This window comes from Dongia sp., from assembly GCF_041906375.1.
In the GTDB taxonomy this organism is placed as follows: Bacteria; Pseudomonadota; Alphaproteobacteria; order Dongiales; family Dongiaceae; genus Dongia.
The window spans coordinates 193,221-215,180 of the sequence record NZ_JAYRJJ010000006.1; the positions used below are offsets into that span (position 1 = coordinate 193,221).

A 21,960-nucleotide genomic window follows, 5' to 3' on the forward strand; every position below is an offset into this window, starting at 1 on the left:
AGCCCAACAATGCTGCTTGGGCCGAGGGGAAGGCTGTGTGTTGATGCCGACATCGGCGAAATACGGTGGTTTCACGCGGCCCTTGTTCCGATCTGTCGTTCCGGCCCTCTTGTTCACCGGCGTCGTTCTGCTGGCAATCTGGGCGACCTTGTTCGCGTTCGTCGTCGAGCGACGTTCTTCCGTAGATGATGAGGCAAGGCAGGAACTCAACAATGCGATCAATGCCATGCGCGCCCAAACGGCAAGCGTCTACCTGGATGCCAAGCAGCTCTTGCGCTTGACCGACGAATGGATATCGCACCAGCCTGAGGGACGTTCTTTCGGCGCGTTTGAGCAATTGCGTGCGATGCTCAGGAACATTCAGTTGCCAGGTGAGCAGAAGCTATCGGTCGGTCTCATCAATGCGGCCGGCAACGGTGTTTGGAGGGATCCTGCGCCGGCCACATGGGGCAATACGTCTCTTGGTGATCGCGATTACGTAACCGGTCTCTTGAACAGACCGCCCGGCACGTATTTCGTCGGCGCCCCCGTGCTTGGTCGGGGGAGTGGCAAGAAGGCGTTGCCGATCGCCTTGCGGGCAATGCCCAACCATCTCGGCATTCGCATCGTCTCTACCTCGATCGACGAGGACAATTTCAGCAATGCCATGAGTGGGCTCACGGACCTCGTCCCGGCGACGGTCGGACTCCTGCGCGACGACGGCACGTTGCTGTTCGTCTGGCCCGCCAGAGAGGACCTCAAGGGCCGGCATATCCCCGGCTTTACCGATGTGCTGGCACGGGCAGCCATGGCAGCGCGCTCGGAGGACGTTCTGCCGTCACTCGATGGTGATGGACAATTGCGCGTCACATTCTCAAGGATCGCTGCGGAACCGCTCATCGCCTTCGCCGGCATGAAGGAAAGCGATCTTTCCGCCGTGGTTCGGTCCGAGAGCCTGGTCCCCGTGACGATCGCCGCATTGGCAACCGCCGTCATTGCGCCCATGGGCCTGTGGCTGATCTTGCTGATGCAGCGGCGAGCAGCCGAGGCCGCCAAGCTCGCTCTGGCCCTCGACCGGGCCGAAGCGGCCAACGAATCGAAGTCGCATTTCCTCGCCAATATGAGCCACGAACTTCGCACGCCGCTCAATGCGATCATCGGCTTTTCAGACGTTTTGAAGGGAGAATTGTTCGGGCCGCTCGGGTCCAGGAACTATCTCGACTATTCCAAGGATATCGGGGATGCCGGCCGCCATCTTCTCGGCATCATCAGCCAAATTCTGGAATCGGCCAAGCTGGACTCCGGCACGCTGGTAAAGGCAGATGCGGCGGCCGATGTGCATGCCAGCGTTGCCGCCACCATCCGCCTGCTGGCGGAGCGCGCCGAAGCGCGCGGAATATCGGTGGCTTCTCACCTGCCGGCGCAGCTGCCGCAAGTCAAAATGGATGCGGTGCATCTGCGCCAGATCCTCATCAATTTCATCGGCAATGCGATCAAGTTTTCGCATCCTGGCGGGCAGGTCGAAATCGACGCCGCGATTGAGCCCCCGGGGTTCCTTCGCGTCTCGATCCGCGATCATGGCATTGGCATCAAGCCGGAAGATCTGGACGAATTGTTCAAGCCCTTCGCTCAGGTCGAAAAGAGCCTTAGCCGTCAGCATGACGGGGTTGGTCTCGGCCTCGTCAATTCCCGCCGCATCGTCGAAGCCTATGGCGGCAGGGCCTGGCTCGAAAGCACTTATGGCCGGGGTACGAGCGCCATCTTCACCGTCCCGGTCATTCAGGGGTGAGACGCGCGCTCCTCGGCCTTGACCTGGTTCCAGGCTTCTTCCATGCGGTCGATGCCGGCGGACGCCGGATCGGTCCCCTGTTGGCGGAGAATCTCTTCGACCCGGCGGAAGCGTCGCTCGAACTTGGCATTGGCGCGCCGCAGCGCTCCTTCCGGCTCGACCTTGAGATGCCGGGCGAGGTTGGCGACGGCGAATAGCAGGTCGCCGATCTCCTCATCGACATGCGCGGGCCTCGCTTCGCCGGCGAGTTCGGCGCGGATCTCGGCCAGTTCTTCCTCGACCTTGGCGGTAACCTCGGCGGCATTGCGCCAGTCAAAACCGACCCGGGCGGCGCGCTTCTGCAGCTTGTCGGCGCGGGCGAGGGCCGGCAGCGCCGCGATCACACCGTCGATGGCCGAGGGTGCCCGGCCCGAAGCAACGGCAATCTTCGCCCGCTCGGCGGCCTTATGAGTCTCCCAGGCAACGGTCTGGGCCGCGGCGGTATTGATCTCTGCGCTCGAAAACACATGAGGATGCCGCTCTATCATTTTGTTATTTATAGATTCAAGAACGTCGACCATAGCGAAGTCGCCGGCTTCCGAGGCCATCTGGGCATAGAAGACCACCTGGAACATCAGGTCGCCCAGCTCGCCGACCAGGCCCGGCATGTCGCCGGCCTCGATCGCGTCGGCGACTTCGTAAGCTTCTTCAAGGGTATGCGGGACGATGCTGGCGAAATTCTGCTCCAGGTCCCAAGGGCAACCGGAATTCGGGTCGCGCAGCCGCGCCATGATGTCGAGCAGGCGGTCCAGCGCAGTGGCGGCAGCGGTCATGAGGCAATATCCGAGACGATGAAACGGGCCGGCACTATAGCCAAATCGGATCGGACGATCGACAAAACGCATTTGTTCCAGGCGGACGATAGCCTAGCCTCGGCCTCATGATTCCTCTGATCGATGCCAGGCCGCTTCTGGGTCCATCCGGCGCCGCGCGCGACGCGACCGACGCTGCCATCCTGGCCGCCGCCACGGACAGCGGCTTCATGACCTTGACCCATCTTCCGCCGCCCGTGCCGCTCGACCGCCTGCTGCGCATCTTTCAGTTGCCGCAAGAGGTTGCGCGGGGTCTCTGGCGCCAGAAATTCGCGCCCGGCAATGCCAATGTCTATCGCGGCTGGTTCCCGCTGCAGAACGGCCACCCGACCTACAAGGAGGGTTTTGACGCGGGGCCGGACATTGCCTATGGCCCGGCACGCATCGTTTCCGGCGATCCGCTCACCGAGGCGACACCACGTCCGCCGGCCGAGCTGTTGCCGGACTGGCAGGACGAAATGGCGCGTTATTACAAGGCGATGGAGCAGGTGGGAACAGCTCTGCTACGCGCTATCGCCCGCGGCCTCGGCCTGCCCGAGGCGACTTTCACGCCGGCCTTCGCCAACGGGATATCGACCCTGCGGCTGCTCCATTATCCGATCCGCCCGCCGCAATCCTTCGAGGGCGTGCACGCCGACGCGATCTGGACTGAACATGCCGGCCGGCGCGTCGACCTCGTTGGCAAACCCCATGTCGATTCCGGCTTCATCACCTTGCTTTGCCAGCACGGTATCGGCGGGCTGCAGGCCATTGATGCGGATGGCAACTGGCGCGACGTGCCACCGCAGCCCGATAGCCTGGTGGTGAATTTCGGCAAACTCCTCGAACGCTGGACCGGTGGCCGCATCAAGGCGACCACCCACCGGGTCATCGGCAGCGGTACCGCGGCGGCGGGGCGGGCGCGTCATTCGGTGCCGTTCTTCTTCGAGCCGGCACCTGATGCCGTCATCGCCCCGATCCCGGGCCTCGGCACCGGGTTCCAGCCGTTTCTCTATGGCGATCTGGTCTGGGAGGCGATGATGAAGTTCGTCGAATTCGAAGGCTTGGATCATCTGCGAAAAAGGGGGTGAGCTAATCGATTAGCTAATCCATTAGCGGCGAAAAACGAGGCCATGTCGGAAGGCTGGAAATACCCATTCCACGGGGTTTTTGCCTATCCGATAGTCGCATAATATATATTATGGAAAATATTATTTACGATCTCAATCGGCCGCCGACAGGAAGGCGCATGCCTCGACGAGGAAGCGCGCTCCAGACCGTTGGCATTCAGCACAGCCTCAAGATCGCCGACCATGGCATCCAAGGAGACGTCCTCGACTTCGCGGTCGGACAGTCCGTTGCCGCGCTGGTCATACCTGATCAGCGGCCCGGCGAAGGCTATTGCCGAAGCCGTCCTCGCTCACGACCCGCTGGCGGTGGCCCTTCTCATCTTCCACATCGAATGGATGTCACAGCGTCACTATGTCGACAGCATCCACGACAACCGCGACCTCGAAGCGCTCACGACCGCGACCGGATGACGGTCCGGCCGGTTGGCCTGTCCCCTCCTCGCCCCCTGAAATTCCGGCGGCGGTTTTGACAATCGCCCGATGAACGGCAATCCTGCGGCAGCCACAGGAGGTAAGCCGATCGATGCCGTTCCGGATTCGACCCTATCGCCCAGAGGATGAGGAATGGGTGCTGGCCTCTGAGGTCGACCTGCAGGAGCATGAGCGCGCCATTCACGATCCGCGCCTGCCGCAGACGCGGCTTCCCGGCCTGCCGCATAGCCGGGCCTATTTGGCCATGCTGTGGGACGTGCTCGACTCCCATGACGGGGTCATGCTGGTGGCCGAGGATGAAACGGGCGCCCGTCGCGGCCTTATCGCCGGCAGCGTCGTCGATGAGCCTTGGCCGATGGAGACGCGGGATTCCTGGCACTTTGCCTATGTAAGCGACATCTATATCGAGCCGGCGGCGCGCGGCACGGGCCTGGCAGGGGCGCTGCTCGATGCGCTGGCGGAACATTTCCGAGCCATCGACCCGAGCCTCACGCGGCTGCGCATCAACGTGCTGGCAGCCAACGCCGTCGCGCGCCGCGCCTATGAGAAGACCGGGTTCGTGCCCTATGAAGTGATGTATGAGCGGCCGCTCCGGCCCCCCGCAGATAAGGAATAGGCCGCATGGCAGATCAAGCCGCGCATCAGGAAAGTTTCGCCGTCAACAAGGCCCGCTGGGATGAGGTCGTGCCGATCCATGTCGCCTCGACGGATTATCAGGTGCGGCCGTTCCTTGCCGGGCAGGAGACTCTGCTGCCCATCGAGGCACGCGAGATCGGCGACATACGCGGCAAATCGGTCGTTCACCTGCAATGCCATTTCGGCCTCGACACACTTAACCTGGCGCGCCGCGGTGCGCACGTGACCGGGCTCGACTTCTCGCCCCAGGCCGTGGCCGCAGCCCGTGACCTTGCCGCCCGCGCGGGGCTCGAGGCGCGCTTTGTGGAAGGCAATCTCTACGACGCGCCGCAGATCATCGCCGAGCGCTTCGACCTCGCTTACGTCACCTGGGGCGCCATCAACTGGCTGCCCGATATCAGGGCTTGGGCAAAAGTCGTGGCGGCAATGCTGAAACCCGGCGGCGAACTCTACCTCCTCGAAGCGCATCCCTTCGCCTTCGCCCTCGACCAGTTGGGCGAGGACAAGCAACAGCGCCTCGCAGCACCCTTGGTCCCGACCTATGATTATTTCCAGCCCGGCCGGCCGCTCGTCTTCGAGTCAGACGTCACCTATACCGGCGACGACACCAAGGTCGCCAACACCAAGACCCACGAGTTCCTGCACGCGATCAGCGACATCATCACCGGGCTCCTCAATGCCGGCCTTGCCCTCACCTATTTCGCCGAGCACGACAGCATCGCTTGGTCGATGTGGCCGAAGATGGTGGAAGGCCCGGACCGCATGTACCGGTTGCCGGAGGGCGCACCGAACTTGCCGCTCAGTTTCTCGTTGAGGGCAAGGAAGGGGTGAGTGAGATTGAAGAGCAAGTGACATCACAGTCGCACCAGCGGCAGCGCTTCCTCGACGATCGGCTCGGGTGAGTATTCCCAGTCTTCTATTGCGATGGCCTGGGCGACGGTATCATTCACCTTCAGCGGAAACATGGCGAATTTCACGTCGAGGTGGCCGCCGGACCGGGTCGGCCAGGAATAGGCGCTGAAGCAAGGGGCGCCGGTTTGCCAGCAGCGCCGGTAATAGGCCTGGAGATGGGCGGCACCGCCGCCGCTCTGATCGGTCTTGATGAGCTGGTCGAGATAGGTACCGGTCAGGTTGACGCCGTTGAACTCGTCGACCTTGGTGCCGGTGAGGCGGTAGTGGACGCGGAACGGGTCACGCTCGAATGCCACGATGCAGATGTAGGGCAGCAAGGGCTTGATCAATGCAGGGTCGAGTTGGCTGCGTTCCGGCACGGCGCCGCCAGCGAGCCCCTGCCAATAGGCATGGAGGCGCTGGATGTTCGCAATGTCGGCGTGGTCCTGGGTCACGGCCATTTTGCGCGGGCGCTGTGGATAGCTGCTGCTATCGACAGCGTGGTATCAATCTCCCAGGACGGCAAGGATTTTTCCGGTCTCCTGCTGCCATCGCCGACCCTGCTGACTGGCCGGCCCTTTTCGGGCAGAGTCGGCCCCTCGCCCACCCAACCTCACCCCTCGCCGGATGGAGCCTGCATGCTTTTCATGATCATCGAGCGCTTCAAGGACAATGACATGGTCCCGGTCTATCGGCGCGTGCGCGAGAGCGGGCGGTCGCTGCCGGCGGGGTTGAAATATGTCGACAGCTGGATCGAGCCCAATTTCGCGCGCTGCTTCCAGCTGATGGAAACGGACGACGCGCGGCTGCTGCAGGAATGGGTGCTGGGCTGGCGGGGGCTCGGTGTCACCTTTGAAATCGTGCCGGTGGTGCCGAGTGCCGAGACACGTGCCGTCGTGGCGCCGTTCCTCGAAGGGGCATAGCTGAAATACCAGGCGGCCTCCCATACGCCCGTCTAGGAAGGCCGCCCATGGAAGCGCAGTGGCGGCCTAAAACGAGCCGCTGAGACCGATTGAACCGCTATTGCCGGAAGAACCTGTGCTGATTGTGACGGACCCACTCACGCCGCCACCGATCGGACCGGAGGCCGTAACGCTGGCGCCCCAATCTCTCGATGTATAGGTTCCCGACACCGTGCCGGTGGTACCACCTGATGTCGTTGTCACAGTCCCCGAAACCGACCATTCTCTGTTGTTGTTGATGGATTCCGATAGCGCCTTCGCGATCATGGGTGTGATACAGCCTACCATGTTGTCCAGATCGGCTGCTTGTTTGATTTGGATGCCATTGAAGCGAATGACGATTTGCCGACCGTCCAGATCGTACCATTGATCGCCGGACACAATCTTGTTGCTCATGATGCGGCCTCCTCCTCTTGGATAGATGGCGAATGGTGCCTGTGCTTTGAAGGTTTCGATGTCACGACCCAGCGGAAACAGGTTCGGAGTCTGATCTGGCGGCATACCTTTCAGGATCATGTTGTAGAAATCGGCATAACTGCCTTTGAAGCGGCCGTTGCTCCAAACCACTTTAAGCTGACCGGTAAATCGCCCATTCTCGCTGCCGTCAGCCGACAACTGGTTATCCTGGCAGCCGGAAAAGAGAAGGCAGCTTGCGGCGATCTGATTTTGCGCACGCAGAACGGCTGCGTCCCGAAGGATGATGTCATACATGCTTTTGTTGGCCTGATAGACCCGCTGCTGCACTGCCGCCGGCATCGCCTTGTAGCGAACGCTACCCAGGGTCGGCACAGGCAATGAACCGCCCGCGACGCGCACGGACGACATGTTGTCAGCTAGCAACATCTCCTTCGTCGACGTTCCACTGTGGCAGCTGTCGGCAAAGACGAGTACGCGTACGCCAGGCTTGAATGCAGAAAGTAGGAGATAGGTTTCATCGTCGACGAATTGACCATCGTACAGGCACCATGTTTCGTCCTTGTGATCGTCTTGTTCATCTCCGTTCAAATCACCAAGCTGTCCGCCATGTCCGGAATAGGAGATCATCACCAAGTCACCGGCTCCCGCCGTTCCCGCAAGGGAGCGGATTGCTGCGATGAAGTTGGAGCGTGTTGCGCTCGATGTCAGGAGAAGCTTCGCTTGAAAGCCATTTGCTTGGGCGATTGTTGCCATATCGCGCGCATCCGCCTCGCAGGCGCGTAGCTCACCACTCCATCCCTGGTAGTGATGGGGATCGACAGAGTTAAGGCCTAGGCAGAGTGCATAACCGGAAGCCATTCTCTCCTCCCTTTGCAGGTGTCGGAGAAATATCATACTCTCTTAAGTAGTGAGTCAATTGGTACCGCAATTATTATTATTAACTTCTTAGGGTGATAGAACGTGAATGTCACCCGCTACACTAACGGATGCCGGCAAGTCTCTGCGAAAGGATGCAAAGGGCGCAGCGCTGCACGAGCATTGTCGTTTTGGTTGATGGGGTAGGTGACGGGCAGATTGCGGCGCGTCCCACCCCGACACAGGCTCAGTATCCGTTGTTTGCTGTTCGACCTACTTGACGCTGCGGCTGGGGGGCTTCAGGTGTACTGATCCCGCCAGGGTGTGAGATCGCACGTTGAGAAAAAGGCGAGGTTCCAGCCTGCTATAGCCTTCGAGGGCGAAGACAGGGGCGACATCGTCACGGTTGGGCGCCGCACTTGCTGCCCCACTATTGCAGAAGAGATTCGATCCTCTCCGAAGAAATCGCGCCGAGACCCGGCACAAGAGGCATGATCCTCACCTGTTTTCACAGCCGGTCGGGCGTGCAGAAAGGACATGGTTTCGCCGGAGATACGGTCCGCGGATGGCCTTCGTTTTACGCCTTCTTCAGGAACTCCGTGCGCAGGACCAGGCCTTTGACCTTGTCGGCGTTGCATTCGATTTCGGCGGGGTCGTTGGTGAGGCGGATGTTCTTGATGCGGGTGCCGCGCTTCAGGGTGACGGAGCTGCCCTTCACCTTCAGGTCCTTGATGAGCGTGACGGAATCGCCGTCCTGCAGAATGGCGCCGTTGCTGTCCTTGACCTCGTCCATGATCATTTCCCCATTGGGTTTAAGGTGATGTTGGCGGCGTTATAGACCCTTGCCCCATCTCCTAACAAGCTTTCCCACAACAAGCTTTCCGGCAACAAGCTTTCCTGGTCGTATCCCTTTTGTCGCAGGACGCTCCTGCGCGCATCCGTGCCGGTGGCGGCGCATTTCCCTGCCCGCACGGCAGCGAGACTAGACTTCATGCATACGCCAAGGGTCGTCGACAGAAAGCTGGACAGCCTCGCCATCGGGCGCGAGTTGCTTGGGGGCGCTCTTCTCGTCTGGCGCCGGGTGCCGGCGCTGGTGGAGCTTGCCAGCCGCGCCGATACGGCCCTGCGCGCCGGCTTCGAGGGCGACCCGCTGTCGGCCGAGGCGCGCTTTGCACCGGATGAGTATCTCAAGCGCGTGCGGCGGCTGCGCAGCGCCTTCCGGGCCGATGAGGCGATCAATGTCGCCTTCAAGCGCGCCCTCTCAGAGGTGGGCCTGGCGCCCGGTCCCTGCTATTGGGACCCGCTGCAATTGCGCGCGGTGCCGTCGCGGGTGACTCATCAAGGCAGGCGCATCATGCCGCTGCCGCAGCATCGCGACAATTGGGGCTCCAACATCGCGCAGCAGCTCAATTGGTGGTCGCCGATCTATCCGGTGAGCGAGGGCCGCACGATCCTGTTCTATCCGCGCTATTTCGACCGCGCCGTCGCCAACAGCAGTGCCGATTGGGACTTCCTTGAACTGAAGCGGCTGATGGATGCGGGCAAGGCAGAGCAATATCCGGTGCTGCCGGTGTTGACCGAGGCGTTGCCGCCTGACGAAGCCTTGGCCGTGGTGATCGAGCCCGGCGACATGCTGGGCTTTTCCGGTCAGCATCTCCATGGCTCGATCGCGACGGACACTACCCTGCCCCGCTTCAGCGTCGAATGCCGCTCGGTCAATCTCGATCATGTACAGGCCGGGCTCGCCGCACCCAACCCCGACGGCCGCGCCCCGCGCGTGGTGCCGGACTGGTTCGAGCACGTGGTGACGGGGGAAAGGTTGCGTATGGGTCTTCTTGGCGCGTAATTACAATTGTCATGGCCCGCTTTAGGCGGGCCATCCATGAGTTTGTTTGTCCCTGAAGAGTAGCAACTCATGGATGCCCCGCCTTCGCGGGGCATGACAATGAAAGCCATACCAAACAAAAAGGCCGGGCGATTGCCCGGCCTTCTGCATTCGGAAAGTCAGAGAAGCACTTCAGGCGCCGGCCGTCGCGTCGCTGCGGCGGTCGGTGTAGATGTAGAGCGGCTTCGCCTTGCCTTCGACCACTTCGCGGCTGATGACGATGGCTTCGACGCCATCGAGGCCGGGGAGGTCGAACATCGGTTCCAAGAGGATGCTTTCCATGATCGAGCGCAGGCCGCGGGCGCCGGTCTTGCGGGCGATGGCACGGCGGGCGATGGCGCCGAGGGCATCCTCGGCGAATTCGAGGCGCACGTCTTCCATTTCAAAGAGGCGCTGGTACTGCTTCACCAGCGCGTTCTTCGGCTCAGTCAGGATCTTGATGAGGGCCGGCTCGTCGAGGTCCTCGAGCGTCGCCACGACCGGCAGACGGCCGACGAATTCGGGGATGAGGCCGAACTTCAACAGATCCTCGGGCTCGACCTCTTTCAGGATCTCGCCGGTGCCGCGTTCATCCGGGCCACGCACATCGGCACCGAAGCCGATTGCCGAACCCGAACGGCCGCGCTGGCCGATGATGCGCTCGAGGCCCGCAAAGGCGCCGCCGCAGATGAAGAGGATGTTGGTGGTGTCGACCTGCAGGAATTCCTGCTGCGGATGCTTGCGCCCGCCTTGCGGCGGCACGGAGGCGACGGTGCCTTCCATGATCTTCAAGAGCGCCTGCTGGACACCCTCGCCTGACACATCGCGGGTGATCGAAGGATTGTCCGACTTGCGGCTGATCTTGTCGACTTCGTCGATATAGACGATGCCGCGCTGGGCGCGTTCGACATTGTAGTCGGCAGCCTGCAGCAGCTTGAGGATGATGTTCTCGACATCCTCGCCGACATAGCCGGCTTCGGTGAGGGTCGTGGCGTCCGCCATGGTGAAGGGCACGTCGATAATGCGTGCCAAGGTTTGCGCAAGCAAAGTCTTGCCACAGCCCGTCGGGCCGACGAGCAGGATGTTCGACTTCGCCAATTCGACGTCGTTGTTCTTCCCCAGATGCGCCAGGCGCTTGTAGTGGTTGTGCACCGCCACGCTCAGGATGCGCTTGGCATGCTGCTGACCGATCACGTAATCGTCGAGGACCTTGCAGATGTCCTTCGGGCTGGGCACGCCGTCGCGGGACTTGACCAGGGTGGTCTTGTGCTCCTCGCGGATGATGTCCATGCACAATTCGACGCATTCGTCGCAGATGAACACCGTGGGACCGGCGATGAGCTTGCGAACCTCGTGCTGCGACTTGCCGCAGAAGGAGCAGTAGAGGGTGTTTTTGGAGTCACCGCTGGCGGATTTGTTCATTTCCGATCCATTCGAGCTTCGGGCAGCATTGATTCAATTGGCTGAATCGCCCGGTCAGTGGTCAATGTAGCCCCCGGTTCCGACGCGACACAACGTGATTTTGCGCGGGTGCGGGGATTTTGGCACGTTACGGGAACAAAGAAGGCTCGATGTTCCCATTCTCGGCTCTATTCTAGCCCAGCTTTCGTCCATAAAAGGTTAAGGCCCGGCTGGCGGAATCTCCGACAGTCCGGGCCGTGACCATAACGAGAACGCGGCCAATACGTCGTTGGATGGCCTCAGCTCTTGTCCTTGCCGTCGAGCGGCGCCGGACGTTCGTTCACCACTTCGTCGATGAGGCCGAATTCCTTGGCCTCTTCTGGCGTCATGTAGCGGTCGCGCTCCATGGCGTTCTCGATGGTGGCGAGGTCCTGGCCGGTGTGGCGGACATAGATCTTGTTCAGCCGGTCGCGGGTGCGCAGGATCTCCTTGGCGTGGATCTCGATATCCGTCGCCTGGCCCTGATAGCCGCCCGAGGGCTGGTGGATCATGATGTTGGAATGCGGCAGGCTGAAGCGCTTGCCCTTGGCGCCGGCAGTCAGCAGCAGGGAGCCAGCCGAGGCGGCAAGACCGATGCAGACGGTCGACACTTCGGGGCGGATGTACTGCATGGTGTCGTACATCGCGAGGCCCGACGAGACGACGCCGCCCGGCGAGTTGATGTAGATCGAGATTTCCTTGTTCGGATTTTCCGATTCCAGGAACAGCAGCTGGGCGCAAACCACGCTCGCCATGCCGTCATTGACGGGACCGACCAGGAAAATGATGCGCTCCTTGAGGAGGCGCGAATAGATGTCGTAGGAGCGTTCGCCGCGATTGGTCTGCTCGACCACCATCGGCACAAGGTAGTTGTTGTAGATCTCGACGGGATCTCTGTCTCTCATCATCCACTCTCAAGATGGGGCTAAGCGACCTGACGCGGGGCGCGCCAAGCGACTCACCCGAATGCTCTGAAGCGCGATCTTAGCGAGTGGTGGGATTCTGGCAAACCGTTCCGGCGGAGTCGCACGGAACGATTTGCCAGTCTCGCATTCACTTAGTCGCGGCGGCCTTTCAGCTCCGCCTCGCCTTCGGCCGAGAAGACCTCCGGCGAAACCTTCCGCTCACTGACCTTGGCGCGCTCGAGGATGAAGTCGACGACCTTCTCCTCATAAAGCGGCGCACGCAGCTGATTGAGGGCTTCCGGCGAACGCTGGTAGTACTCGATCACCTGCTGCTGCTGACCGGGATAGCGCTGCGCTTCCTGGATGAGGGCGCGGCTCAATTCCTCGTTCGGCACCTGGATGTTGTTCTGCCGGCCCACTTCCGAGAGCAGCAGGCCAAGCTTCACGCGACGCTCGGCGATGTCGCGATATTCCTTCTTCAGCACGTCTTCCGACTTGCCCTTGTCTTCCTCGTCCAGGCGATCCGCCTTCAGATCGGCTTCGATCTGCTGCCAGATGGCGCCAAACTCGGCTTCAACCAGACTCTCCGGAAGAGTGAAATTGTGATTGTCGGCCAGAATATCAAGGAGCTTGCGCTTCACGCGGGCGCGGGAGACGGCGCCATATTCCTTTTCGATGCGCTCGCGGGCCTGCTTCTTGAGGTCGGCCAAGTCTGCAAGACCCAGCGACTTCGCCAGCTCGTCATCGACCGGCACGTCCTTCAGACGACGGACTTCCTGCACGGTGACGGCGAAGCTCGCTTCCTTGCCGGCCAGCTCCGCATTGCCGTATTCGGCCGGGAACGTGACCTTCACGGTCTTCTTGTCGCCCTTCTTGGCACCTACCAGCTGGTCCTCGAAGCCCGGGATGAACTGGCCCGAACCGAGTTCCAGATAGTGACCCTCGGCCTTGCCGCCGTCGAAGTCGACGCCGTCGATGGAGCCGACGAAATCGATGACGACGATGTCGCCGTTGGCGGCAGCCTCATCAACCGGGTCCGAGGCGCGCTGGCGCTTGGCGATGCGCTTCAGGCTCTCGTCGACTTCCGATTCCGGCACCTCGACCGCGACGCGTTCCAGCGACACGGTGGTGAAGTCCATCGGCGTCACCTCGGGGATGACTTCCATCTTCATGGAGAATTCGAGATCGGCGCCGTCCTTGAACTCGCCGACGAGTTCGACCTTGGGCTGGCCGGCCGGACGCAGATTGCGCTCGGTCAGGAGCTGCTGCGAGCTCTGCTGCACGCTCTCTTCCAGCACCTCGCCCATCACCGACTGTTCATAGCGCTGCTTCAGCAGGGTCATCGGCACCTTGCCGGGGCGGAAGCCGGGGATCTTCAGCTTGTGGCTGAGTTCGGTCAACTTGCCGTCGACCTTCTCGCGCAGCTGCGCGGCGGGGACGGCGATCTTGTATTCCCGCTTCAGGCCCTGGTTCAGGGTTTCGGTGATCTGCATGGCAGCACTCTTTCAGACTTAGGGTTCAAACGCAGTTAAGGTGCCTCTTTCCGGGACCCAAAGGCATCCGGCGCCCACGCGAAACGACCAATTCCGGGCTGCATTGGTGCGGGCGGAGGGACTTGAACCCACACGACTTGCGTCACAGGAACCTAAATCCTGCGCGTCTACCAATTTCGCCACGCCCGCAAAGGTCATTCCGAGCCGCGCCAAGGCATGCCCGCAGCCCCGGTTTGCACCGGTTCCGGGCCGGGGATGTAGCCCACCCCGGCCTGAGCGACAAGCGAAAAAGGCCCAAAGCTACGAATGGGCTAGAGGATGCCACCGGCCCGGCGCAGGCGCCACCAGGGGCCCGTGGCGGCCATTCCCTCGCCCACCACCCGCCAACCCTGCCGCCGGTAGAAGGCGAAGGCGCGCGTATTGAACTTGTCGGTCTTCAATTCCATGTCGCCCTTGGCGCTCCGCAGGGCCACCGCCAGCAAGGCGCGGCCGGCACCCTGCCCCTGGCTATCCGGTCGAACGTAGAGACTATGGATGAAGTTCGTCGGACAATATATTGAAATATATCCTATAATTCTGGAGCCGCTGACTGCCACCCATTGCTCCTCGCCAGCGATGCTGTTGGCATAGGCCTCGGCCGTCCTGCCCTCCGGCGGCTCGTTGGGGAAGGTCGCAGTCACGGTCTCGATGAAGATTTCGGCGCAGATGGGCTGATCGGCCGGCACCGCCCGCCGGACGCTGATGGTCATGCGGGGCGGTCCAGGTCCCGGAGCAATCCGGGAATGGCGCCGGGCAGATCCTCGGCAATCAGGCCGGGACCCAAGGCGAGCCCCGCCTGGGCGTGGAACCATACCCCGGCCGCTGCCGCCTGATAGGCTGGCATTCCTTGCGCCAGCAAGCCCAGGATGAGGCCGGCTAGAACGTCCCCCGAACCGGCGGTCGCAAGATACGGGCTGGCGGCGTCATTGATCAGCACCTGTCCGTTCGGGGCGGCAATGGCGCTGTCCGCCCCTTTGAGCACGATCACCGACCGCGCACGGCTGGCCGCCTGCCGGATACGGGCCAGCTTGCCAAGCTCGGGCCCGAGATCTGGAAAGAGGCGCGCAAACTCCCCGTCATGGGGGGTGAGGACGATGTCGCCCCGACCCAGGGTGAAAAGATCGTCCGGCCGGTCGGCGAAGGCGGTCAAGCCGCCGCCATCCACCACGCTCGGCCGGCCGGCAGCCAGCCCCGTAATGACCGCCTCGCGCGCGGCAGCATTGGGCACGAGGCCCGAGCCGACAAGAACGGCCGAAACGCGCCGGTCCATCAGGATCTCGACCAGATCGTCGGCCCTCGCGGCCGGCCTAGCGATGATGCCGGGCTGGTCGGCCATATAGAGCGGCAGCGTCGCTGCAGGTGCCGCCACGCTCAGCATGCCGGCACCGATGCGGCGGGCGGCAAGTGCCGCGAGGCGCCCTGCCCCCGGCATGTCGCTGCTGCCGATCACAAGGGCATGGCCGCGGCTGTATTTGTGATCGAGCGGTCCGGGCTGCGGCAGAAGCGACAGCCAGGCCGACGGCGCATTGCGCCAGGTGGCATGGTTTGGAGCCAGCAAGTCGCCCTCGAGCCCGATCGGGGCCACCTCGAGCCGTCCGCAATGGATCTTTCCCGGCAACAGGAGATGCCCAACCTTGGCCCAGCCGAAAGTGACCGTATGCTTGGCGCGGATGGCGGTCCCGAGCACGCGCCCATCGTCAGCGGAAATCCCGCTGGGGATATCAACCGACCAGATATCCGCACCTGATCGATTGACCCAGTCGATCAAGGTGGCGACTTTTCCCTCAAGCGGTCGATCAAGACCGATGCCAAACAGCGCATCGACGATGATGGCCGCCTTCGGCAGCGCAGCCGGATCGAATGGCAAAACGCTGCCACCGTCGAGCCAGGTTTTCACCGCTTCGCCGGCATCCCCCGTATAGGATTCCGGCGCGCGCATGGCGGTAACGCTCACCGGCCGGCCGGCACGCCGCAGCAGATCGGCAATCACAAAGCCGTCGCCCCCGTTATTGCCGGGGCCGCAAAGGACCAGTATCTCGCCATCCACACCGGCATGCGCCTGATGGATCGAATCCGCGACAGCTGCACCAGCCTTGCGCATTAAGGCATAGCTGTCATTGCCCCGCGCAAAATACGCCCGCTCGGCCGCGCGCATTTCGGCGGCGGTGACAACCGGCTGCGCTTCCGACGATGGGAACTGGCGCGTGGCCATAGCTAGTTGATGACGGTTCGGCAGAACTGGCCGCTGACGCGCGAGCGGATATTGTCGCACATTGCCTGGGCATCCTTCAGTGTCGGGAACGGGCCGACATAGAGGCGATAGACAGTCCCGGTGGCGCTGACGAAGGGGCGAACCTGCAACGCCGATTTGTCCAGGATCGGGCGGAACTGCAGTTTCAGGTTCGAAAATTGCGTTTCGGCCGACTTGCTGGTGCCGCGCTCATCGAGCCAGATGTGAAAGACCTTCTCGTGCGGCGACAGCGTCTCCGCCACCGGCAATTCCGGCTTCACACCATCTTCGACAATGGGCTCTTCTTCGGCCGGCGCTGCTTCTCCTTCGGCCGGAGCGGCAGCGTGATCGCCCTCGGTGGGCTGTTCACCATCGGCTGCATGCTCGGTGGCACTTGCCACGGCTTCACCGGCAGCTTCCTCGACAGGGGCTGCGGCCTCGCCTTCGGCAGGGGCTGCATCGTGACCTGCTTCAGGTTCAGCGGCCGGTTCAGTTGGTAGGGCGTTGGCGGCCTCCTCGGCAGCGTGATCGCCAGTGGCGGCCTCCTCGGCCGGCGCTGGTTCGGCGGCATGCCCTTCGGCCACCTGGACAGGTGCTTCTTCAGCGGGAGCCTCGGCGGTCGCTTCCACGGCAGCCTGCTCAGTCGGGGCGGGTTCGGCGGCATGCGAGTCAGCGGTATGCGCCTCTGCTGGGGGTGCGGCAGCCTCACCTTCAGCCGGTTGTTCGGTTGCAGCGTGACCTTCGGCAGGGGCTTCGTTGTTGCTGGTCGCTTCAGTGGCCACCGCGTTTTCAGCAGGTTGTTGCTGGTGCCCAGCTTCCGCAGCTTGCGTGTCGGAAGCATGTGCTTCGCTGGTTGCAGGAGCGGGTACCGCTTCGGCTGCCGGGGCGGTTTCGGCAGGGGCCGCTGCAGTCGTCGCAGCCGGCTTTGGCTTGGGAAGTTCCGTGAGTTTCTGCTTGGCCTTCATATTGCCGGATGCAGCGGCCTTTTCCAGCCACATATAGGCCTGGTCCGGATTCTTGGCGACGCCATGGCCGGTCCGGTAGAACTCGGCCAGATCAATCTGCGCTTCGGCCAGGCCATTTTCGGCGGCCTGGGCGATCCAATGCGCCGCCTGCTTCTCGTCCTTTTCAACCCCGTCCCCGCGATCGTAAAGCAGGCCCAGATTGTATTGCGCCTGGACGTTCTTGGCCTCGGCCGCCTTGGTCCAGAGCCGGATCGTCTGCTTCTTGTCGCTGGGGACACCATTCCCAAGCATATACTGGACGCCCAGATTGAATTCGGCGGTCGCGTTGCCCGCCTCGGCCGCCTTGGTCCAATAGGCGATCGCCTTGTTCTGGTCCTTCTTCACGCCGCGCCCATCGGCATAAAGCATGGCGAGATTGTTCATTGCGGGGGCAAAGCCCTGTTCGGCAGCGGCTTCGTACCATTTAAGCGCCTGGGCGACGTCCGGTTTGGTTCCGCGCCCGCTTTCCAGCAATAGGCCGAGGGCATGCTGGGCCCGCTTGTCGCCGGCCAATGCGGCCTTCTGCCATTCCGCCAGCGCCTGCTCATACGCGCCGGCATTGAAGGCATCGAGGCCGGTGCCGTAATCGGCGCGCGCCATCATGGGGGCGGCGCCCAGGAGGACGGCCGCGTAAAGGGGCGTTCCCAGCAGGAGACGCCGGAAGGTCCGACTCAGCTTCATGACCGTTAATATGCCGTCCGGCGACAGCGGGGGCTAGTGCCGCGTGACGGGGCCGCTTTCCGGGTCGCGGGTGGATTGGCGCATACTGGCTGGAATGACCGGGCCACCCTGGTGGTGGATCATCCGCCATTCGCCGTCTTCCTCAGCAAAGAGGTTGGTGCAAGCAATCTGGCCGCCGCCGATGACTTCCAGCCCGCAGGCGATGCCGACTCCGCCGATCAGGGTCATTTGCTGCGGAACAAAGGTGATCTCGCCCGGATGGCCGTGGATGAAGATCTGACTCCATGAATCCAGGATATCGGTCCTGGACAGGAGGGGGGCCGCGCCTGGGTGGAAACACGAAACGGCCAGCTTCACCGCCCAGAGCCGGCGCATGCCATCCAAATCCGCCCGCGCGAACGCGCGGTAGAATTCGGCGTTGGCGGTTTCAAATGCGGGCTTGCTCGACATGAAGGGTTCCTCCTGTTCAGGGACCCCATGCTTAGTGCAAGCCGGCGCCAAGGTCGATCACGTCACGTAACGCTGTGAGAACTGCCACCGGATGGCCCGCTCCCGCCATTATTTTGGTGATCGGGATCGGAATTGTCGTTGCCGTGATCTTTGCTGCCGTCGTTATGGCCGCGATCATCCGTACCGTCCTTGCCGCCGTCCTCGGTGTCGCCACTGGGCTTGGCGCGGGTGCGATCAGGTAAGGTCAAGGCCTCCATCCCGGCCGGCAAGGCCGGCGCCGGCGCCACATGCGTCGAGCAGTCGGGGGAAACAGTGACTTGCATGCCGGTCATCGCCAGGCTGCTCTTGGCTCCGGCGCAACCATGGACCTCGACCGCACCGGAAACCACGTTCACCTCAGTGGTGCCGTCCTGCCAGACATAGATCACGAGTTCCGTGCCGCGGATCACCATAGTAGCTGTTGGTGTTTCCAGACGGATATTCTCTTCCGTCGTCATCTTGCCACCGACATAGCGGAAGGCGCCTACGGCAAAGGAAATCTGTCCGCCGCCCCGGGTCGTGCCGGCGTCATAGACGAAATTGTCCAGCCGCAATTGGGCGCCGGCGCCGACCTGCACCTTGGTCTCGTCGAGAAACTCCAGGGCGGTCGTACCGGTGGCGCCCGTCTTCACGGTATCAAGCGCAAACACGTCGTCGCGATAGAGAATTGCATGCTCGGCCGCGGAGCCATTCGGCTCGGCGACGGCGCCATTGTATTCCTGCTGCACGACCGCGCCGATGCGTGGTTCAGCCGCGGCTGCGTGCGCTGCAATCAGCGATGCCAGAAGCGATATGGCAGTGCTGGTGAGGATATTGTTCATGATCACTTAAGCTCCGGCCGTCCTGAAGGGATAGTCGCTACAGGGCGCGGATCGGTTCAATATCTCAGATCATTCATACATGATCGGCAGCTGGGCGACGTCCTCTGCCACGGCAACAGTCGCCTGGGCCGGCATGTTCTCCAGCACCAACAGAATTGCGCCCAAAGCGGCAAAGCTGAGCGAGAGGGCAAGCTGACGGATCGACATGGTCAAGCATCCAGAACGATTTCGATGCTCGTTAAGTTAGGTCTAACCGCTCAACACCGCTGTGACGCAGGACACATGCCAATGCCAAAATGTTCCAAAAAAGAAGACGGCCCCGCAGAATTTCCACGGGGCCGTCCATGTCTACCAACGAACTTGAACTTAGAGATTATCCCCGCAATCTCCGCCTTCGCACCCACTTCCCTCGCCGCTTCCACCGCCCCCGCCGGTATCGGGGTCAGGTTCGGAATCGGGAGCCGGACCAGCATCGGGCGGGCTGTCGGGCTGTTCGCGGCTGCGATCGCGATCGCGATCGAGGCCGTTGTCGCCGCCTCCGCCACCACCACCACCGGGCTCGCCGCCATCATCGCCACCGGCGGCGGTCGAGAAGTCGCCGAGATCATCCGGAACATCCAGAGCGGCAAGGTCTTCCGGGACAGGACGCGCAACGGTCACACTGGCTTCGCAGGTCGGCGGAATGATCACACGCTGGCCAATGGTGGCCGGCACAACTTCTGCCTTGTTGCAGACCTGAACGTCGATGGCGCCGTCGACCACGTTGACTTCGGTCGTGCCGTCGATGCCAACGAAGATCACGAGTTCGGTGCCACGAATGGTCATGGTCGAGGTAGGGGTCACCAGCTTGACGTTCTCGTCGCTTTTCATCTTGCCGCCAACATAGCGGAAGGCGCCAACGGCCATGGAAATCTTGCCCGCGCCGATGGTGCTCATCGGGTCAAAGACGAAATCGTCGAGTTTCACCATCGCGTTCGGACCGACATCGAAACGCGTCTCGTCAAGGAACTGCATCGAGGTGGCGCCGCCCTCACCGGTCTGGACCGTGTCGAGTGCCGAAACCTGATCCTGGTAATAGATCGGCTTGGTATCTGGCTGGCCGTTCGGCGTTGCCGTCGCACCGCGATAGTCCTGCAGGATTACCTTGCCGATAACCTCGGCCGAGGCCGTCGAGGCAAGCAGGGTTGCGAAGCTGGTGAAGGCCACCAGCAATGTACCGGGCTGCAAGAACTTGCGCAGCTTCGGGCGACGGGCATTCGACATGGCTCCCGGATGGCGGGTCATCTGATACCTTCCATTTTCACGACGGTGCCGGGCGAACTTGGTGTCCGCTCCGTGCATTCCAATTTTTAACGAATTGATAACGAATTTTAGCTAACAGCCGGCTGAAAATCCAGGCCAGAGGGGCCCTGGCACCACACTTATTTGTAGCTGAACGCCCTTTCAAAGCCCGTTTCAGGTTCTTTTAGGATCTAAACTTATTCCAAAAGGCACGCAGTTCCCCGCCTTGACCATTCCGGCGCTGCGCCGCACCATCGCGGCGACTCAGGTTAGACCAGGAAGGACCAGTTTGATGATCGGCCGCCTCAATCACGTTGCCATTGCCGTGCCCGATCTTGAGCAAGCCGCTACCCTTTACCGCCAGACACTCGGGGCCAGGGTCTCCGCTGCCATGCCGCAGCCAAAGCATGGTGTCAGCGTGGTTTTTGTCGAACTCGGCAATACCAAGATCGAACTGCTGCATCCCTTGGGGGAAGATTCTCCGATTGCGGCTTTCCTCGGCCGCAATCCTGCCGGTGGCATTCATCACATCTGCTATGAAGTCGAAGATATCCTGGCTGCGCGGGACAAGTTGAAGGCGAGCGGCGCCCGGGTACTCGGCGACGGCGAACCCAAGATCGGGGCCCATGACAAGCCAGTGCTTTTCCTACACCCCAAGGATTTCCTGGGCACACTCATTGAACTCGAACAGGCCTGAGGCGTAATTATGTCAGGTATCATGACGCAAATCTTTATGTTCCTGGTCATTTGGTGGCTAACCCTGTTCGTCGTCCTGCCGTGGGGCGTGCGGCGGACTGAAAATGCCGATGCCGGACACGACCCGGGCGCACCGGCCAATCCGATGCTGCTGAAGAAGGCACTGGCCACGACGGCCATTGCCGCCGTCATTTGGGGCGCCGCCTTCATCTTTTTTCGGGTCTATGGCTTTTCGCTGCTGGAACTGATTGAAAAGTTCGGTTTCTGAGGGACAGGAATGAGCAGCTATTGCCTCATCGCACCTGGGCACGAATTCCACGGGCCATATCACGACCGGCATTACGGCTTCCCGATCGACGACGACAATCAGCTTTTCGAACGCTTGGTCCTGGAGATCAACCAGGCCGGACTGTCCTGGCTCACCATCCTCAAGAAGCAGGAAGCCTTTCGGAAGGCCTACAGCGGTTTCGAGATTGCGAAGGTCGCGCGCTATGGCGACAAGCAGCGCGCGCGGCTGCTGGCCGATGCCGGGATTATCCGCAATCGCCTGAAGATCGATGCCGCCATCGAAAATGCCAAGCGCATCCGGATTCTGCAGCAGGAGCACGGGTCTTTTGCGCATTGGCTGGCGGCGCAGCATCCGCTGGCAAAGCCTGATTGGGTGAAACTGTTCAAGCGCCAGTTCGTCTTCACCGGCGGCGAGATCGTTGGTGAGTTTCTGATGTCGATCGGCTACCTGCCCGGCACCCATGCCGAGGATTGCCCTGTCTACCGCCGGATCGCCAAGCTGCAGCCGCCTTGGGCAAAGGCCGTCAAAGCCGGAATGCGCTATTGAACCTTGGGAGCGATCCGGAACCGCTGAAATGGAAAGGGGCAGACCCTTGTCGGACCTGCCCCTTTATGGACCGAAAAATGGTCCCTCCCCCACCGAACTGATCTTCTTTGGTCGTCCCAGAACTTGGACCGTGCGGTCTCTTATTTATTCGCCGACTCCCCAGCCGGCGGACAGAACCCTAGCCAAAATTTTGGCGGAAGTCACGGCAGGTTTTATAGGGCCAGGTTTCTGATCTAAAGCCGTTTTTAATGCGCGCCGCGA

General features: G+C 61.9%; 23 protein-coding genes, 1 tRNA gene and 1 pseudogene. 10 read left to right on the forward strand and 15 right to left on the reverse strand.

What is annotated here, in order from left to right:
- Positions 1 to 43 precede the first annotated feature (43 nt).
- Entirely contained in the window at positions 44 to 1,768 is a 1,725-nt protein-coding gene (locus tag ACE3OA_RS18265) for an ATP-binding protein (RefSeq protein ID WP_374313392.1), read from the forward strand.
- On the opposite strand, the gene mazG is transcribed toward ACE3OA_RS18265, so the two are convergent.
- On the reverse strand, positions 1,759 to 2,580 hold the full coding sequence (gene mazG / locus ACE3OA_RS18270) for a nucleoside triphosphate pyrophosphohydrolase (RefSeq protein WP_374313394.1): 822 nt from the start codon (positions 2,578 to 2,580) through the stop codon (positions 1,759 to 1,761). The two genes, ACE3OA_RS18265 and mazG, sit on opposite strands and share 10 nt — an antisense overlap.
- 107 nt (positions 2,581 to 2,687) lie before the next feature.
- On the opposite strand from mazG, the gene ACE3OA_RS18275 reads away from it, so the two are divergent.
- From ACE3OA_RS18275 to ACE3OA_RS18290, 4 genes are all read left to right on the forward strand, one after another.
- Positions 2,688 to 3,689: an isopenicillin N synthase family dioxygenase gene (locus ACE3OA_RS18275; protein WP_374313396.1), complete on the forward strand. Its 1,002-nt coding sequence runs from the start codon at positions 2,688 to 2,690 to the stop codon at positions 3,687 to 3,689.
- Positions 3,690 to 3,911: 222 nt separating this feature from the next.
- Positions 3,912 to 4,139 carry a hypothetical protein gene (locus ACE3OA_RS18280; RefSeq protein WP_374313398.1) on the forward strand — a complete coding sequence of 76 codons (228 nt, stop codon included), beginning with the start codon at positions 3,912 to 3,914 and terminating at the stop codon, positions 4,137 to 4,139.
- Between the two features lie 112 nt (positions 4,140 to 4,251).
- The gene (locus tag ACE3OA_RS18285; protein ID WP_374313400.1) at positions 4,252 to 4,776 is read left to right on the forward strand and encodes a GNAT family N-acetyltransferase; all 525 of its coding nucleotides are present in this window, start codon (positions 4,252 to 4,254) and stop codon (positions 4,774 to 4,776) included.
- A 5-nt stretch (positions 4,777 to 4,781) separates the two neighbouring features.
- Entirely contained in the window at positions 4,782 to 5,627 is an 846-nt protein-coding gene (locus ACE3OA_RS18290; RefSeq protein WP_374313402.1) for a class I SAM-dependent methyltransferase, read from the forward strand.
- A 23-nt stretch (positions 5,628 to 5,650) separates the two neighbouring features.
- On the opposite strand, the gene ACE3OA_RS18295 is transcribed toward ACE3OA_RS18290, so the two are convergent.
- A complete protein-coding gene (locus ACE3OA_RS18295; protein WP_374313404.1) occupies positions 5,651 to 6,142 on the reverse strand; it encodes a PAS domain-containing protein in 492 nt (163 codons plus the stop codon).
- A 183-nt stretch (positions 6,143 to 6,325) separates the two neighbouring features.
- On the opposite strand from ACE3OA_RS18295, the gene ACE3OA_RS18300 reads away from it, so the two are divergent.
- On the forward strand, positions 6,326 to 6,610 hold the full coding sequence (locus tag ACE3OA_RS18300; RefSeq protein ID WP_374313406.1) for a DUF3303 domain-containing protein: 285 nt from the start codon (positions 6,326 to 6,328) through the stop codon (positions 6,608 to 6,610).
- Between the two features lie 66 nt (positions 6,611 to 6,676).
- Here the strand turns inward: ACE3OA_RS18300 and ACE3OA_RS18305 are convergent, their stop codons facing one another.
- Together ACE3OA_RS18305 and ACE3OA_RS18310 are read right to left on the reverse strand one after the other, a co-directional pair.
- Complete coding sequence (locus ACE3OA_RS18305) at positions 6,677 to 7,924, reverse strand: caspase family protein (RefSeq protein WP_374313408.1); 1,248 nt, start codon at positions 7,922 to 7,924, stop codon at positions 6,677 to 6,679.
- Between the two features lie 574 nt (positions 7,925 to 8,498).
- A pseudogene (locus ACE3OA_RS18310) lies at positions 8,499 to 8,705 on the reverse strand (alkylphosphonate utilization protein); the annotation flags it as partial.
- 207 nt (positions 8,706 to 8,912) lie between these two features.
- On the opposite strand from ACE3OA_RS18310, the gene ACE3OA_RS18315 reads away from it, so the two are divergent.
- Positions 8,913 to 9,767, forward strand: a complete 855-nt coding sequence (locus tag ACE3OA_RS18315) for a hypothetical protein (RefSeq protein WP_374313410.1) — start codon at positions 8,913 to 8,915, stop codon at positions 9,765 to 9,767.
- A 171-nt stretch (positions 9,768 to 9,938) separates the two neighbouring features.
- Here ACE3OA_RS18315 and clpX read toward each other — a convergent pair whose 3' ends face one another.
- From clpX to ACE3OA_RS18370, 11 genes are all read right to left on the reverse strand, one after another.
- Complete coding sequence (gene clpX, locus ACE3OA_RS18320) at positions 9,939 to 11,207, reverse strand: ATP-dependent Clp protease ATP-binding subunit ClpX (protein ID WP_374313412.1); 1,269 nt, start codon at positions 11,205 to 11,207, stop codon at positions 9,939 to 9,941.
- Positions 11,208 to 11,485: 278 nt separating this feature from the next.
- Complete coding sequence (gene clpP / locus ACE3OA_RS18325) at positions 11,486 to 12,130, reverse strand: ATP-dependent Clp endopeptidase proteolytic subunit ClpP (RefSeq protein ID WP_374313595.1); 645 nt, start codon at positions 12,128 to 12,130, stop codon at positions 11,486 to 11,488.
- A 152-nt stretch (positions 12,131 to 12,282) separates the two neighbouring features.
- A complete protein-coding gene (tig, locus tag ACE3OA_RS18330; RefSeq protein ID WP_374313414.1) occupies positions 12,283 to 13,623 on the reverse strand; it encodes a trigger factor in 1,341 nt (446 codons plus the stop codon).
- A gap of 104 nt (positions 13,624 to 13,727) precedes the next feature.
- Positions 13,728 to 13,812, reverse strand: a tRNA-Leu gene (locus tag ACE3OA_RS18335).
- A gap of 122 nt (positions 13,813 to 13,934) precedes the next feature.
- Positions 13,935 to 14,372 carry an N-acetyltransferase family protein gene (locus tag ACE3OA_RS18340; protein WP_374313416.1) on the reverse strand — a complete coding sequence of 146 codons (438 nt, stop codon included), beginning with the start codon at positions 14,370 to 14,372 and terminating at the stop codon, positions 13,935 to 13,937.
- Positions 14,369 to 15,874 (reverse strand): NAD(P)H-hydrate dehydratase, encoded by a 1,506-nt coding sequence (locus ACE3OA_RS18345; protein ID WP_374313418.1) that lies wholly within the window; start codon positions 15,872 to 15,874, stop codon positions 14,369 to 14,371. Before ACE3OA_RS18345 ends, ACE3OA_RS18340 begins: the two co-directional genes overlap by 4 nt.
- A 2-nt stretch (positions 15,875 to 15,876) precedes the next feature.
- On the reverse strand, positions 15,877 to 17,577 hold the full coding sequence (locus tag ACE3OA_RS18350) for an SPOR domain-containing protein (protein WP_374313420.1): 1,701 nt from the start codon (positions 17,575 to 17,577) through the stop codon (positions 15,877 to 15,879).
- A gap of 33 nt (positions 17,578 to 17,610) precedes the next feature.
- Complete coding sequence (locus ACE3OA_RS18355; protein ID WP_374313422.1) at positions 17,611 to 18,027, reverse strand: nuclear transport factor 2 family protein; 417 nt, start codon at positions 18,025 to 18,027, stop codon at positions 17,611 to 17,613.
- Positions 18,028 to 18,089: 62 nt separating this feature from the next.
- A complete protein-coding gene (locus ACE3OA_RS18360; RefSeq protein ID WP_374313424.1) occupies positions 18,090 to 18,887 on the reverse strand; it encodes a FecR domain-containing protein in 798 nt (265 codons plus the stop codon).
- Positions 18,888 to 18,956: 69 nt separating this feature from the next.
- Positions 18,957 to 19,094 (reverse strand): hypothetical protein, encoded by a 138-nt coding sequence (locus tag ACE3OA_RS18365; protein WP_374313426.1) that lies wholly within the window; start codon positions 19,092 to 19,094, stop codon positions 18,957 to 18,959.
- 159 nt (positions 19,095 to 19,253) lie between these two features.
- A complete protein-coding gene (locus ACE3OA_RS18370; RefSeq protein ID WP_374313428.1) occupies positions 19,254 to 20,171 on the reverse strand; it encodes a FecR domain-containing protein in 918 nt (305 codons plus the stop codon).
- Between the two features lie 289 nt (positions 20,172 to 20,460).
- On the opposite strand from ACE3OA_RS18370, the gene mce reads away from it, so the two are divergent.
- Genes mce through ACE3OA_RS18385 form a run of 3 tightly spaced genes read left to right on the forward strand, consistent with a single transcriptional unit; the run spans position 20,461 to position 21,699 of the window.
- The gene (gene mce, locus ACE3OA_RS18375; protein WP_374313430.1) at positions 20,461 to 20,865 is read left to right on the forward strand and encodes a methylmalonyl-CoA epimerase; all 405 of its coding nucleotides are present in this window, start codon (positions 20,461 to 20,463) and stop codon (positions 20,863 to 20,865) included.
- Positions 20,866 to 20,886: 21 nt separating this feature from the next.
- On the forward strand, positions 20,887 to 21,132 hold the full coding sequence (locus tag ACE3OA_RS18380) for a DUF1467 family protein (protein ID WP_374313432.1): 246 nt from the start codon (positions 20,887 to 20,889) through the stop codon (positions 21,130 to 21,132).
- 9 nt (positions 21,133 to 21,141) lie between these two features.
- A complete protein-coding gene (locus tag ACE3OA_RS18385; protein WP_374313434.1) occupies positions 21,142 to 21,699 on the forward strand; it encodes a DNA-3-methyladenine glycosylase I in 558 nt (185 codons plus the stop codon).
- Positions 21,700 to 21,960: the final 261 nt, after the last annotated feature.